This window comes from Cryobacterium sp. MLB-32 (assembly GCF_000738085.1).
Taxonomy (GTDB): Bacteria; Actinomycetota; Actinomycetes; order Actinomycetales; family Microbacteriaceae; genus Cryobacterium.
In genome coordinates this window covers 1-14442 of the sequence record NZ_JPRS01000188.1, presented here as the reverse complement: position 1 = coordinate 14442, position 14442 = coordinate 1, and the positions used below count along the sequence as shown (strand labels likewise).

Below are 14442 nucleotides of genomic sequence, written 5' to 3'. Positions count from 1 at the left end.
TGTCTGTCGTCCCTAGAGTTCTAGCAGGGGATGGCGCTGGAACCGGACCTGTCAAGCAGGCATCGATTCCGGCGCATTCTTTTTCGGCACACGTCGGGAAAGACGTCAGCAGTAGAACCTCGCGCCGTTGCGCAGTTCACGCTGATCTCGTAGCGAAGAAACACTCATGGCCTCTGTAGGCCCGCTTCGGCACGCCCGTGCCCCGAAAGGAATTCTCATGAACAAGCTCATTAAAGGCTCCATTGCTGGTGCGGCCGGCATCGCGCTCCTCCTCGGAGGCGCCGGAACGTTCGCCCTCTGGAACGACTCTGCGGCCGTCGCCGGCGGAACGGTCGTCGCCGGTGAACTCGCGATCAACTCGAACGACAACGCCCATGGATCGTGGTACGCCAATGGCGACTCGAAGTCGATCAACCTCAGCAGCTACACGATTGTGCCCGGTGACACCCTGGTCTTCAAGCAGACCCTGCCCGTGAAAGTAACGGGAACCAATTTGACGGCCACCCTGGCCCTCACCGGGTCGTCGATCACGGCCACGAAAGTCAAGGTTTCAGGCGGGGAGAACGACAGGGGCCCGGTGAGGTACGAGGCCACCGAAGCGAGCAAGCAGCTGGCTGCTGACCTGACAGCACATGTCGACGTCGCGGCCACCGGAACGGGCATCTCTGGCGATGCTCCGACATATGTCATCACCACGGCTGCAAAAGACGTGAATGTCTCCGTGACCCTTCACTTCCCGGAGGAAGCCACCGACGGAATGCTCGGATCCGTCGACCTGTCGAAGATGACCGTCGAGCTGCAGCAGACAATCCTCAACTAACAACCCGCACCCCGGCTGAGTCCGGAATCTGCACTGAAATAGACATCGACCGAAGGGCAAGGGAATGCGCGGAGTACAACGCGACCGTGGCGCACTCTTCCCCCTTCGGTCGATGGTCAATACGGCGCTGGTTCTTGCGGCCGTGATCGTGGTCTCGGTGGCCGGTGTCGGCGGGACCTACGCCCTCCTGAGCACGAGTGCTACGACCGAATCCGGCGCCACAGTGACGGCCGGGTCGTCCAGCCTCAGCGTGAACGGTCAGACCAGCTTTATCGCGGGAGACCTGTCCGTGAACAGGCTCGGCCCGGGCGCATCCGCACTGCTTCCCCTCACTCTGACCAACACCGGCACGACGCCACTGACCGTCACTGCATCGATGAACTCTGTCGTGTCGTCGCACTCGGCGATTGCGCTGGCCGGCTGGCTTACGGTTCACCTCACTCCCACAGCAGTGGGGTCCGGCTGCACAGCCGGTCTCACCACGGGGTCTTCCGGTGGCCTGCCCACCTTCACCACAACGACCCCGTATTTACTCGGCGTCGACGAGTCTCTCGCGGTCTGCCTGGAGGTGGCGCTCGCGTTCGACGCTCCCTCCGAAGTGCAGGGTGGCGCGGCCGCCTTCACCCTGCTCTTCGACGCGACTCAGGACCCATTATGATCAGACACAAGGCGAGCATCATGACGGGGCTTGCGCTCTTCCTCGTGTTGGCCGGAACTGGTGTGGGGCACGCGTCTTGGACGGCGCAGTCGAACGCGACAGCATCCGTTTCCGCCGCCGCTCTGAGTGTTTCCCAGAGTGGATCCGATCAACTGGCGTTCAACTATGCCGATGCCTCGTCCGCGGTGACCACGCCGATCACGGTCACGAACACCAGCAATCTCACCGCGACCTACCGACTGGCGCTCACCGCAACGTCTCGGCCGTCGGCACTGGCCGAACAGACGACGGTGCGTACCTGGTTGATCGCCGCGAGATCGACCTGCGCGACCATGCCCGACCGGGCCGCCTCTGCCACGTGGAGCGTCGTCGATCTTCTGTCCGGAACGCTGACGCCGGGCGAATCCGCCACGTATTGCGTGCGCACCCTGCCCTCGGCGACGTCGATGAACCCCAGCGGCGAGATCACGGCGACCGTCGCTGTCACCTCGAGCGTCGGCACGTGGTCGGCCCAGGGTCTTTCCACGACGATCACCCAAACCACGTCGGACTGGACGGCGCCCGTCTTCACGACCGAGCCGATGATCGCCTCGGTGAGCGATACCTCCGTGGTTGTGAACCGCGGGGCCGCGAACGACAACTTCGGTCTGGCGGGTTACACACTCTCGGGGCCGGGGAGCCCCGTCGACGTGCCGGCCGGTTACTCGATCACCGGTCTGAAACCGGGCACGGAATACACCTACGCCGTGACGGCGCGTGACTACGCAGGCAACAGCACCTCCGGCGCCGCGCTCACCGTCACGACCCGTCCGGTCGCCGACGGCACTCGATACACCGTGGCGGCGAAGGGCGATGGCAAGCGGTGCATCTCATCGGGCTGGCAGCAGGGGGACGGGGTCACGATCACAAATTGTGATTCCGATCAGAAGCGGCAGTGGCTGTTTGCAGTGGTCGGCGGCGGGTACACGATTGCATCGGCCGAGACGGATGCCGGCGTCTTGACGATCGGGAACCGCGACAAGGATACGCTGGGGCTGTCCACGAAGCAGATCTCCGGGGGCATGACGTGGGCGCTCGTCGGCTCGGGCGACACCTACCAGCTTCGGAACGCGGACAGCAAGAAATGTCTGGTGGATTCGGGTAGCGGCAACAAACGCGCCGTCACCCAGGAAGACTGTGACGTCAGGCACACCGACCAGCTGTTCACCCTGAAGAAAGCGTCGTAGCTATGGGCAGGATTACTGCGGGACTGGGTGGGGCCATGATGGTTATTGGCTTGACAGCATCCGTTGTGTGGGGCGTGGCCGCGCCAGCGTGGGCCGCACCGACGAACATTCTCGTGAGTTTGGACGGCGAGCATTTCGACACCCAGCTGCACGGCGGAATGTTCGACGACGTGGGACTGCTCGTTCCCGGCGGAACCGTGACGTCGAGCCTCTGGATCAGGAACCCCAGTGACAAGCCTGCGCAACTGCGGGTGAGCGCCCGCGGCGTGACCTTCTCCTCGGATGCCTTTGCCGATGGCGTGACCGTGTCGAGCTGGGGCGTGGGCGCAACGGGGGACCGCGCGTCCACGCTGCGTTCCGTGGAGGCGTGCGAGATTCTGTTGCCCGCGCAGGTGTTGGCGCCCCACGCCACCGTCGCCTTGAATGTGGCCTTCACGATGGACCGGTTGACGGGAAGCACCGGGCAGGCCGAGAGCGCGAACCTCGGGTTGATGGTTTCGATGCGTGACGCCGATGCGGGGAGCTTTCAGGACGTCGCCTGTACCGACGAGGGTGTCCTCATCTCCTCAAACGCGGGCGGCGTGACCACTCTCGCCAGCACGGGCGCTGACACGCCGTTCGCGCTTTTCGCCGCGGCCGGGCTGCTGCTGGGTATCGGAGGTCGTCTGGTCCTGGCTCGACGCCGACGATCGGTGGAACAGGGATGATCGAGACGGATGTCGGCGACACTGAGCCGACGGACGGAACCGCTCTATCGCCCGAGGTGGCTGCAGAGAAGAGTCTGTGGCACTACCTCGGTCTGGTGCTCAGCGCAGCCGTTCTGCTGCTGGTGATCGCGCTCGCCGTGCTGTTGATTCTGGTGCCGAAGGCCACCGGGTCTATCCCTCTTACCGTGCTCACGAGTTCGATGGAGCCGGGGTATCCGCCGGGCACTCTGATTATCGTGCGTCCCGTCGACCCGAACGAGCTGCGTCTCGGAGACGTGATCACCTATCAGATCCAATCCGGAAAGCCTGGCGTGATCACGCACCGCATCATCGCGATCAATTCCTCGGCCGGGGATCGAACCTTCGTATTGAAGGGGGACAACAACAGCAAGGCCGACGTGGAAGAGGTGCTGGCCGAACAGGTGCAGGGCCGGCTCTGGTATGCCGTGCCGTTCATCGGCTACGTCAACAGCGCCGTGAACGGCGCGAACCGATCCTGGATCATCCCCGTGGGGGCCGTGCTGCTGTTCTCTTACGCCGGCTACATGATGGCCTCCGGCGCACTCGCTGCGGTAAAGAAACGTCGCCGCAGCGCTCATTCGTGACCCGTGGTTAAGGCTGATCGCTGACCCGCAGCACGACTTTTCCGCGGGTGTGCCCGCCCTCGACGGCCCGGTGCGCGTCGGCGCCGTCGGCGAGGTCGAATACCCGGTCGATATGCACGCGCACCTCGCCGGAATCGACGAGAGCGCTGATGCGGTCGAGGGCGCGGGCGTCGGCCGATACCTTGTAGCCGGTGGCGCGGATGCCCGCGTCGGCCGCATCCGCTGCCATGGTGGGCCAGCTGCCGGTGGGCGCATTGACCAGAATGCCGTCGTCGCGCAGTACGCCGAGGGACCGGGACCCGGTGTCGTCATGCACATTGCCGATCAGGTCGATCACGGCGTCGAGGTCGTGCACCACGTCTTCGAATCGCGTCGTCGTGTAGTCGATGACCTCGTGCGCGCCCAGTTCACGCAGAAACTCGAGGCTGGCCGTGGAGCCCGTTGCGGTCACGTGCACGCCGAGGGATCTGGCCAGCTGCACAGCCAGGTGGCCGACGCCGCCGCTGCCGGCGTGGATGAGCATCCGCTGCCCGGGTGCGGCGTGTGCCACGTCGACGACCATGCCCCAGGCAGTGAGGGCGGCAACGGGCAGGGCGGCTGCCTCCACGTGGCTGATCCGGGCGGGCTTGCGCGCCACGCTGAGGGCAGAGACCGCCACGTACTCGGCGTAGGTGCCGCCGGTGCGCGGAACGCGGGCCATCCCGTAGACCTCGTCACCCGGCTGAAGCGGGAAGGCTGCGTAGGGGGAGCGCACGACGACGCCGCTGAAGTCGTTGCCGAGAATCGCCGGGTAGCCGGTGATCGCGGCAGAGACGCCGCCGCCGGCCCGTGTTTTCGCGTCGATCGGGTTGACGCCCGCCGCGACGACGCGCACGAGCAGTTCGTCGACCACGGGGATGGGCAGCGGAACATGGGCGAGGTGGAGCTCGTCGGCGGTCCCTGGACGGTCGATCACGAGGGCGCGCATGGTCTTCGGCAGGTCGGTCATCACTACAGTCTGCCGGGTGCGCGCAGCAGCGTGCGCCAGCAGCGTGTGGAGCCGAGGTCGGAGCAGGTTGCGGATGTGCCAGCGCAGGGTGTGGAGCGTGGCGCACGGCGCTGGGTGCGCTGGGTTCTGCAACCTGCGCCGGGCGGTCAGGGAGTCGGGTGCCGGTCCAGGTAGTCGCGCTCGAGAATGCCGATCAGATCGTTCGCGAATCCGATCAGGATCGCGATCTGGTCCTCGTCGCGTTCAATCCACCGAAATTCCGGAACGGGATTCACCGGAACGAAGTCGACGTGCTGCTCCCACACGAGCAGCGTGCGATCGGCACCGAGCACGTACTGCTGCCACCACACCTGACGCAGGTAGGAGCGGGGGATGCTGCGCCACGGCTTACTCGTCGTCTTGATCTCGGCGAGTTCGAGCACCCCGTTCTCGCAGCGACCGACACCGTCCGGGGTCGCCAGATGGCGCGGTTGGTCTGCTGCGTGGAACAGATTGTTGCTCGGCTCGATGCCGTAGTTTTCGAGCACCCACGCGGCAATCTCGGGCTCGCGGGCCCGTCCATGATCGGTGAAGGTATTGCCGCTGAAGTTGCTGCCATTGAGCTTGTCGAACGCGGCGTTCTGCACGGACTTCGGCGTCGCGAGCTTGGCGACATCCGTTGCGGTGATGCCACGGGCACGGGCACGCAGCCAGGCGACCCGGTCGTCGGAGTTGGCGACAATGCGCCGGGTGTGGGGCAGCGGTGCCGCGACGAGGGTGACGGGTTCTTCCAGCTCGAACAGGGAGAGCACGGATTCGGTCACCCCTCCACTATGCCACTTTCGCGGTGGCGGGACCCGACGCACCACGCGACCGTTCGGGCGATCGTGCCCGCTGCCGGGCCGGTAATCAGGGAGGAATCTGGGGAGAACCCGTGAAAAGTGCTGCCTCAGCCGCGGAATGAACCATCGTTATCGCGATGTGACGTGCGTCGGGTAGCGTCGGCTGCACAACAGTCGGGGGCCTGTCATGACGTGGTGCGGTCGGTTTCCTTCCGGCGTGGCGGTCGCTGTCGCGCTCGCCGTCGGAACGACCGGCTGCGCGGGAATGCCCGGGTTTCAGAATGACATCGAGGCGCCGGTCGCTGCCGTCGTGGACGGCGTGGACTGTCAGGCGCCCAATCTCGGCGGGTGGGTGCTGCCCGACACGGCCCGTCCCACGGATGCACCCGAGCATCCCGATGCGCCGGCGCCCGGGCGCGTTCCCCACGGTTTCGTTCCCGACGCCGCGTATCGCTGCAGCTTCATGGCGTCGTTCGAAGACGAGAAGGGCCGCTGGTCTGCCGTGACGGTGGACCGGCTGGAGGGCGATTTCGGTCCCCTGCTTCATGCGCTCTCCGCGCCGGATGACCGGTTCGGTTTCACCCAGGCGTGCACCGCGGACATGCCGCTCGTGCCGGAACTGTGGCTGCAGAATGCTGCCGGTGAGGCCGTGCGCGTGGCCTGGCCCCGCGACGCGTGCCTCAAGACCAAACCGGCGGCGCTGGCGGCGCTCGAGAGGCTTACGCTCAAAGATTCCGACACCCTGCGGGTGCGACTCGTGGAGTCCCGTGCCGCCCTCGATGGCGGCTGCGTCATGACCTACGCCGCTCCCGCGCAGCGTGCCCTGCTGCAGCGGACCATGTCGGTTGACGTGGTGCCTGCCGCGCCGGGCGCGACGCCGGAGCCGAGTGCGGCAGCGGCGGGGCGTCCGACAACCCCCTCGTGGGCAGGCGTCGACGGTGTCGACGCCTGCCTCTATACGGCTGAGCCTGAACAGGAGCCGGTGGACGGTGGCTCGTTCCCGGAGCGTGAGGGTCTGATCGCCCAGCGTGCCGGCGGTTTCACCGGCGCCACCACGCTGGCAACGGATGTGGCGGCCAGGCTGCTCGTCGCCGCATCCACGTCCGAGCGGCCGGCGCCGCCGTGCGAGACCGAGGTGACGCGGTTCGCCGTGCTGTGGCCGGAGAGGTACGAGAGTCGGATCGACGCGCCGATCACCGTCGAACTCGACGGGTGCGGCCGCCTCCACACGCCCGGGTACGAGGCCCTCGTGACGCCGCCCGAACTGCTCGAGACCCTCGCCGCGCTCTAGATGCGGCTACGCGACCTCGGTCAGCACCCCCTCTGCGATGTGCAGGCGTCGCTGGGCCCGGTTCGCCACGGCCGTGTCGTGTGTCACCACGATCAGCGTCAGTCCGCGGTCGCGCCACAGCCCCTCGAGCAGGTCCATGATCTCGTCACGGGTATCCTCGTCGAGGTTGCCGGTGGGCTCATCGGCCAGCAGCACGGACGGCTCTTTCACGAGAGCGCGGGCTATCGCCACGCGCTGCTGCTGCCCACCCGACAGCTCGGCCGGCAGATGGGTCAGGCGCCCACCGAGACCCACGGAGGCCAGCGCCGCGATCGCGCGCTCCCTGCGTTGGGAGGACGGCAGTCCCAGCGGGGCCAGCGCGGTCTCGACGTTCTCCTGCGCGCTGAGCGTGGGAATCAGGTTGAATCCCTGGAACACGAACCCGATCTCGGTCGCCCGGATTCTACCGAGCGGCCCGTCGCGGAGCGTGGACAGCGACGACGTGCCGAGTTCCACGGTGCCGTCGGTGGGTCGATCGAGTGCCCCCAGCATCTGTAGCAGGGTTGACTTGCCGCCCCCCGTCGGCCCCTGAATGGCGACCATCTGACCGTCGGGGATGGACAGGGTGACGTTGTTGAGCGCGGTGACGCTGCGCTTTCCCTGGTCGTACGTCTTGGTGACGTTCGTCAGTTCATACATGGTGTTCTCCTTGACTGCGGGGTTCAGGCGACGCTGCGGAGGGCTTCGGCGGGACGCAGGCGCGAGGCGCGCCATCCGCCGATGGCTCCGGCGAGCAGGCCGCCGAGAACGGAGAGTGCGACGGCGATCAGGATGATCGACACCGTGACGGGGGCGCTGAGTGCGATCTCGCTCGTTGCGGCGGCCATGGCGGCCTGGCCGAATCCGCCGCCGGGACCGCCGGGACCGCCGGGGCCGAATGCGCCGCCCGGGCCGACGCCTTGCGTGACAGCCGCGCCTGCGGTGAGTGTGGGGGCGATGAGGTTGATCGCGAGGATGCCGAGGAGGCCGATCGCGATACCACCGATGCCACCGATCAGGCCCTGCACGAGGGATTCGCCGGCGACCTGGCGCACGATCCGCCCGTTCGACCAGCCGATTGCCTTGAGGGTGCCGAACTCCCGAGTGCGGCGGGTGACGCCGGAGATCGTGAACAGGATGGCGATCAGGAACGCAGCGCCGAGTACGAGCAGGGAGAGCCACAGGCCGAGGTTCTTCACGAGGTCACCGGCGCTCGACAGTGATCCGGACACGCTCGACGCAAGGTCGGCCTGCGTCTTCACGGTGGCATCCGGCAGGGCGAACTCCACGTCGGCTTGAATCTGCGCGATGTCCGTCGATGATGCGGCCTGCACGTAGATGTCGGAGATCTGACCGGTGAGGCCGGAAAGCGACTGGGCCACGTCCAGAGGGATGTACACGTTTGCCGCGGTGGCGGCATCCGCGGATGCCGCGGTCACGAGTCCGACGATCTCGAAGTCGGTGCCGGCGATCGAGACCGTTCCGCCCACGGCGAGGCCGGCCGTGGTGGCGTAGCTCGCGTCGAGCACGGCAACGTTGCTGCCGACATCCGCTGACGTGAGGGAGCGTCCGTCGGTGAGGGTGACGGCCGACAGAGGACCGACCGCCTCGTCGTCGGGGTTGAGCCCGAGAACCGAGAAGGAGTCGACGCTGAAGGCGCTTCCGCCGGCGCCGTCCGGACCGCCGGCGGGCGGCGTTCCGCCCGCTCCGGGAGCCACGCCTGCGCTGCCCGTGGCGTTTCTGCCGGGCAGGGACCCGTTGAATGTGGTGTTGTTCAGCGACAGCGTGGCGGCGGCTGCGGACACGTTATCCACCCCTCCGACGGTATCGAGAGCCGCAGCGTCGAAGGTGCTGGTGCCGCGGGCCGCCTCGAGTCGGGATTGGTGCACCGAGGTGGTGCCGTCGGTGGTGGTGCCGGCGTCCTGCCCGAAGTCGAATTGCCGCGGTCCGCCGCGGGGAGCCTCGCCCGCCGCGGGGGCCGCGGGTGTCTGGCTCACGGTGATGTCCGTGCCGACGCCGTACACCGACTGCAGAACGGATGCCTGGGCGACCTGAACGCCGCTCGCCACGGAGTTCACGATGATGACGAGGGCAATCGCGAGGGCCATGCCGCTCGCCACGATGGCGGTTTGTTTGCGCCGCCCGGCGAGCTCCCGTCGTAGGTAGGTGATGAACATCTGTCTCCTGTTCCGGGGACCTGCCGGTCGAGGTCCCAGAAGATGAATCTACGGAGCACACCTATCCCGGGGCCAAGGGCGGCTTATGAAGGAGCTGTGAGCGCTGCACTCTCCCAGTTCACAGGTTGTGGATGGACCACGCACGGCTTATTCATAGAAAACTCTTGATACTAGTGAACATGAGCACACGCACAAGCAGCCCCGCCACGCACGGCCCGCGCCTCCGCAAGGCCGACGGGAGCGCCATCCGGGTGCTCGTGGTCGACGACGAACCCACCCTCACCGACCTGCTGTCGATGGCGCTGCGCTACGAAGGCTGGGAGGTGCGTACCGCCGGCGAGGGCCGCCAGGCGCTCACCATCGCCCGGGAATTTCGACCGGATGCCATCGTGCTCGACATCATGCTGCCCGACATCGACGGACTGCAGGTGCTGCAGCGTGTGCGCGCCGATGGCTACGAAACACCCGTGCTTTTCCTCACCGCGAAGGACTCGCTCGACGACCGTATCGCGGGCCTCACCGCCGGCGGAGACGACTACGTCACCAAGCCGTTCAGCCTCGAGGAGGTCGTCGCACGGCTGCGCGGCCTCATCCGGCGCTCCACGCTCGCCGTCGCGGACTCAAGCGATCCCCGCATCACGGTGGGCGACCTCATGCTGGACGAGGACAGCTACGAGGTGTTCCGCGGCGGTGAGTCCGTCGAGCTCACCGCCACCGAGTTCGAGCTGCTTCGCTTCCTCATGCGCAATCCCCGCCGGGTGCTGAGCAAGGCCCAAATTCTCGACCGCGTATGGAGCTACGATTTCGGCGGGAAATCATCCGTGGTGGAGATCTACATTTCGTACCTGCGCAAGAAGATCGATGCCGGTCGCGAGCCGATGATCCACACCGTGCGCGGCGCCGGCTACATGCTGAAGATCGCGGAATGAGCCATCCGGCCGCTGCCCCGAAGCGCAGCGGGCGCGCGCCGTGGACCCTGCGTCGCCGCCTTGTGCTCACCGTCGTGGGGCTGCTCGCCCTCGTCAGCATCGTGATCGGTGCGGTGAGCGTGGCCATTCTGCGTGGCTCGCTCGTCGATCGACTCGACGTGCAGCTCGCATCGGCGGCCGGCCGTTCCGGGAGCGTGATCGGCGGCGATGGCGACAACGATAATCGTGGCTTCTTCATCGCCCCGACAGCGGATGCCATCCTCCGCGGCCCGGCTCAGCCGCCGGGCCTGCTCGCCCTCGTCTTCGACGGCTCCACGATCACCACCGGGTACACCGACAACGAGAGCGGCGCCATCAGAACGCTCGAGCCGCGTCAGGTGCAGCTGCTCGCCGATCACATCAAGCAGTCAACGCCGGTGACCGTGGACCTCGAAGGTAGCCTCGGGCAGTACCGCGTGGTCGCCGAGACCAGCCGCACCGGCACGCTGTATCTGGTGGGGCTTCCCCTGTCCGGGGTGAATTCCACGGCCACCCAGCTTGCCGCGATCATCGCCTTCGTGTCCCTCGCCGGCATCCTGCTCGTGGCGGCGCTCGCCGCCTGGATCGTGCGCTTCGCTCTGCGCCCGCTGCAGCGCGTCACCGAAACGGCGTCGCGCGTGGCGTCGCTTCCACTCGACCGCGGCGAGGTGTCCCTTGTCGACCGGGTGCCGGAAGCGGACACGGACGCCCGCACCGAGGTCGGTCGGGTGGGCCTCGCGCTCAACCGCATGCTTGACCATGTGGATCTGGCTCTTGAGACCCGGCAGGCCAGCGAGCGCAAGGTGCGCCAGTTCGTGTCGGATGCGAGCCATGAGTTGCGCACGCCCCTCGCCTCGATTCGGGGTTACTCGGAACTGACCCGGCGCAGCGGTCAGGAGCTGCCGCCGGATGCCATGCATGCGCTCGGCCGGATCGAGTCCGAGTCCATTCGGATGACCGGTCTCGTCGAAGACCTGCTTCTGCTCGCCCGCCTCGATGAGGGCCGGGAGCTCGAGCTCGAACCGGTTGACCTCACCCGCCTGCTCGTTGACGCGGTGAGTGACGCGCACGCCGCGGGCCGGGACCATGTCTGGAATCTCGACCTGCCGGAGGATCCGATTCAAGCCATCGGCGACCCCGCCAGGCTGCATCAGGTGCTCGCCAACCTGCTCGCGAACGCCCGGGTGCACACCCCCGCCGGCACGACGGTCACCGTGGCGCTCGCCGCGGAGAATGACCGAGCGATCGTGACAGTGCGCGATGACGGCCCCGGTATTCCGGAGGAGTTGCAGACGACCCTGTTCGAGCGTTTCGCCCGTGGTGATACCTCGCGTTCTCGGGATTCGTCGCGCGGCGGGACCGGCAGCACCGGTCTCGGCCTGGCGATCGTGCAGGCCGTGGTCGTCGCCCTGCACGGCGACGTCACCGTCTCGAGCGAGCCCGGCCGCACGGAATTCCGCGTCTCCCTCCCGCTCGCCTGACGCCCACGCGGAACGGATGGTCGATCCGCGCCGGTCCCGCAAAACCGGTGTTGGTCGCGACACACCGCCCCGGGTGGCTGTGCGACCCGGCGTGTCTCAGAAACACCGGTTTTAGTGCGGGTGCGTCCCGTCCCGCCCCGCCCAGGTCCGTCCGGCGTCGCAAAACCGGTGTTTGTCGCGACACGCCGCCCCGGGTGGCTGTGCGACCCGGCGTGTCTCAGAAACACCGGTTTTAGTGCGGGGGCGGGGGGGCTACGGGGTGTTGAGCTGGGCGAGCAGTCGGGAGAACTCGTGCAGGTCGTCTACCGACCAGGTCGAGAGGCGTCGGTGCACGATCGCCGTATCGCCCGCGCGCAGCTCGTCGAGCTTGGCCGCGGCGAGTGCGGTGATGGCCAGGTAGTGCGCGCGACCGTCGCTCGGGTCGGGCTGCGTCTCGACGAGCCCCAGTTCGCAGAGCGGTCTGGTATGCCGGCTGATCACGCTCTTGTCGACCGTGAGTAGGTTGGCTACGGCCCCGGCGTGGGTCGGGCCGTTGCGGGCCAGCAACCGCAGAATGCGCAGCCCGAAGGCCTGCAGGTCTGGGTCGATGCGGGCGGCCGCCTCGCGCTGGCTCGCGCGGATGCTGCCGGCGAGTACGTTCATCTCCTCAACGACCTCCGCGATCACGGCCGAGGTGTCGGGGCTCTCTTCTGCGGTCACGTTCACTGCTTCAGGCTACGGCGTTCGGCGGCCTCGACCACGCGAATCGATCCCGTCGGAGTGTTCAGACCCACCGGCGTGAGTCCGGCGGATCCCGTGGTCACATCGATCAGGATGTCTTCCATGTCCGCGAGCTCACGCCGGCTCCGGGCGCGAGCATCCGCTTCACGCTGCAACCCCTCGGCGTGCGCGCGGGCGATCGCGGTCTTGCCGCCGAGCGGGATATTGGGCAGGAGGCACACCATCACGAGAGTGATGACGGCGAGCGGAGCGCCGAGCAGGAAGACCGTGCCGGCGCCGGAGCCGTAGGCCGACTCGACGACGACTCGGATGGCGCCGGGCAGCTCGGACAGGTTCGGGATGGTCCCGGACCCCAGCGCGTCATTCGCGGTGATCTGCCGAGCGGGGTCGAGCGTGCCGATTCCGCGACGGATGCCGTCGGCCACGACCGTACCGAGCACCGATCCGAGCACGGACACGCCGACGGTGCCGCCGAGGCTGCGGAAGAATGTGATGCCGCTGGTGGCCACGCCGAGGTTTTTCACGTCGATGGCGTTCTGCACCACGAGCACCAGGTTCTGCATGAGCGAGCCGAGACCTGCCCCAAGCACGAACATGTACACGCCCACGAGCACGAGGTTGGTGGTGGAGGTAAGCGTTCCGAGCAGGAGCTGTCCGGCGATCACGAGCGAAGCGCCGGTGATCATGATGGCCTTCCACTTGCCCGTGCGGGTGATCAGCATTCCGAAGGCCGTGGATGAGATGAGGAAGCCGCCCATCATCGGGATGGTCAGCAGGCCGGACTGGGTGGGCGTGGCGCCGCGGGCCAGCTGCATGTACTGGCTGAGGAAGAGGGAGGTGCCGAACAGGGAGACGCCGACCGAGATGCTCGCGATGGTGGAGATGCTGAAGGTGCGGTTGCGGAACATCGACAGCGGAATGATGGGTTCCTTCACCGTCGCCTCCACGATGACGGCGGCCACGAGCAGCAGGACGGCGCCGCCCACCATGACAAATGAGGTGACGGATGCCCACTCGAAGTTGGTTCCCGCGAGGGTCACCCAGATCATCAGCAGGGAGACGCCGCCGGCGATGAGCACGGCGCCGAGGTAGTCGATGCGCACCACGCGCTTGACCCGCTCGGGCAGGTGCAGGGTGCGCTGCAACAGCACGATCGCCACGATGGCGACGGGCAGCGCGATGAAGAAGTTCCAGCGCCAGCCGAAGGCATCCGTGATCACCCCTCCGATCAGCGGGCCGCCCACGGTGCCCAGCGCCATGACGGCGCCGAACAGGCCGGCGTACTTGCCGCGGTCGCGCGGGCTGATGATGTCGGCCATGATGATCTGGCTGAGGGCGGCGAGGCCACCGGCGCCGAGGCCCTGCAGCACGCGGAAGCCGATCAGGGTTCCGGTGTCCTGGGAGAAGCCGGCGAGGGCAGAGCCGAGCACGAAGATCACGAGAGCGAGCTGGATGAGCAGTTTGCGGTTGAACAGATCGGCGAATTTGCCCCAGATGGGCGTGGAGACCGTGGTGGCGAGCAGCGTCGCGGTGATGACCCACGTATACGAGGACTGACCACCGTCGAGGTCCGAGATGATCACGGGCAGCGAGGTGCTGACAACCGTGCCGGCGAGGATGGAGACGAACATGCCCAGCAGCAGACCGGAGAGAGCCTCGAGAACCTGGCGCTGGGTCATGCTGCCGTCAGCCGAAATCGGTTGACGGGATGTGGCTGGTGTGCGGCGTGACGCGCGTGACATGAAGCTCCCAAGATGTAATTGACAGATATCAACTATATACATTTAGTGGACAGTATTCAACTACTTTGACCGGATGCTGCGAGTTGCGCTGCCGCCGTGCGTGACATAGAGTCATCCTTAGCCACAGACCGCCGGTTGTTGCTTTGCGCAGAAATGCTCGGAGTGACCGAAGGTTCATTCACGTGAACGGCCCGCGCAGGTGTTCGAAGTAAGTTGTCAGTCTTATGGATTGTGACCCAGC

14 protein-coding genes are annotated in these 14442 nt (G+C 66.8%); 8 read left to right on the top strand and 6 right to left on the bottom strand.

All coding sequences use genetic code 11. The annotated features are described in order from the left end of the window. The first annotated feature begins 217 nt into the window (after positions 1-217). The 5 genes from JF66_RS15395 (at position 218) to JF66_RS15375 (ending at position 4016) form a co-directional block, all read left to right on the top strand. Positions 218-820 (top strand): alternate-type signal peptide domain-containing protein, encoded by a 603-nt coding sequence (locus JF66_RS15395; RefSeq protein WP_035879416.1) that lies wholly within the window; start codon positions 218-220, stop codon positions 818-820. Between the two features lie 64 nt (positions 821-884). Then, a complete protein-coding gene (locus tag JF66_RS15390) occupies positions 885-1478 on the top strand; it encodes a hypothetical protein (protein WP_051973612.1) in 594 nt (197 codons plus the stop codon). 20 nt (positions 1479-1498) lie between these two features. Beyond that, entirely contained in the window at positions 1499-2704 is a 1206-nt protein-coding gene (locus tag JF66_RS15385; RefSeq protein ID WP_197059440.1) for a fibronectin type III domain-containing protein, read from the top strand. Positions 2705-2739: 35 nt separating this feature from the next. Further along, positions 2740-3411, top strand: coding sequence for an LPXTG cell wall anchor domain-containing protein (locus tag JF66_RS15380; RefSeq protein WP_035879414.1), 672 nt, complete (start codon positions 2740-2742; stop codon positions 3409-3411). Further along, positions 3408-4016, top strand: coding sequence for a signal peptidase I (locus JF66_RS15375; protein ID WP_051973611.1), 609 nt, complete (start codon positions 3408-3410; stop codon positions 4014-4016). The genes JF66_RS15380 and JF66_RS15375 overlap by 4 nt, the downstream gene beginning before the upstream one ends. 7 nt (positions 4017-4023) lie before the next feature. Here JF66_RS15375 and JF66_RS15370 read toward each other — a convergent pair whose 3' ends face one another. Next, on the bottom strand, positions 4024-5004 hold the full coding sequence (locus JF66_RS15370; RefSeq protein WP_231556453.1) for an NADP-dependent oxidoreductase: 981 nt from the start codon (positions 5002-5004) through the stop codon (positions 4024-4026). 146 nt (positions 5005-5150) lie between these two features. Beyond that, positions 5151-5777 carry a YqaJ viral recombinase family protein gene (locus JF66_RS15365; protein ID WP_035879419.1) on the bottom strand — a complete coding sequence of 209 codons (627 nt, stop codon included), beginning with the start codon at positions 5775-5777 and terminating at the stop codon, positions 5151-5153. Between the two features lie 265 nt (positions 5778-6042). On the opposite strand from JF66_RS15365, the gene JF66_RS15360 reads away from it, so the two are divergent. Beyond that, complete coding sequence (locus tag JF66_RS15360; protein WP_156109841.1) at positions 6043-7116, top strand: hypothetical protein; 1074 nt, start codon at positions 6043-6045, stop codon at positions 7114-7116. Between the two features lie 6 nt (positions 7117-7122). On the opposite strand, the gene JF66_RS15355 is transcribed toward JF66_RS15360, so the two are convergent. Next, a complete protein-coding gene (locus JF66_RS15355; protein WP_035879411.1) occupies positions 7123-7794 on the bottom strand; it encodes an ABC transporter ATP-binding protein in 672 nt (223 codons plus the stop codon). A gap of 23 nt (positions 7795-7817) precedes the next feature. Then, positions 7818-9311 carry an ABC transporter permease gene (locus JF66_RS15350; protein WP_035879410.1) on the bottom strand — a complete coding sequence of 498 codons (1494 nt, stop codon included), beginning with the start codon at positions 9309-9311 and terminating at the stop codon, positions 7818-7820. A 179-nt stretch (positions 9312-9490) separates the two neighbouring features. Between JF66_RS15350 and JF66_RS15345 the strand changes: the two genes are divergently transcribed. After that, positions 9491-10240: a response regulator transcription factor gene (locus tag JF66_RS15345; RefSeq protein WP_197059439.1), complete on the top strand. Its 750-nt coding sequence runs from the start codon at positions 9491-9493 to the stop codon at positions 10238-10240. Continuing rightward, positions 10237-11739 carry a cell wall metabolism sensor histidine kinase WalK gene (locus tag JF66_RS15340; protein ID WP_035879407.1) on the top strand — a complete coding sequence of 501 codons (1503 nt, stop codon included), beginning with the start codon at positions 10237-10239 and terminating at the stop codon, positions 11737-11739. The genes JF66_RS15345 and JF66_RS15340 overlap by 4 nt, the downstream gene beginning before the upstream one ends. A gap of 252 nt (positions 11740-11991) precedes the next feature. Here the strand turns inward: JF66_RS15340 and JF66_RS15335 are convergent, their stop codons facing one another. After that, on the bottom strand, positions 11992-12444 hold the full coding sequence (locus JF66_RS15335) for a MarR family winged helix-turn-helix transcriptional regulator (protein WP_051973610.1): 453 nt from the start codon (positions 12442-12444) through the stop codon (positions 11992-11994). Beyond that, complete coding sequence (locus JF66_RS15330; protein ID WP_035879406.1) at positions 12441-14138, bottom strand: MFS transporter; 1698 nt, start codon at positions 14136-14138, stop codon at positions 12441-12443. The genes JF66_RS15335 and JF66_RS15330 overlap by 4 nt, the downstream gene beginning before the upstream one ends. Positions 14139-14442: the final 304 nt, after the last annotated feature.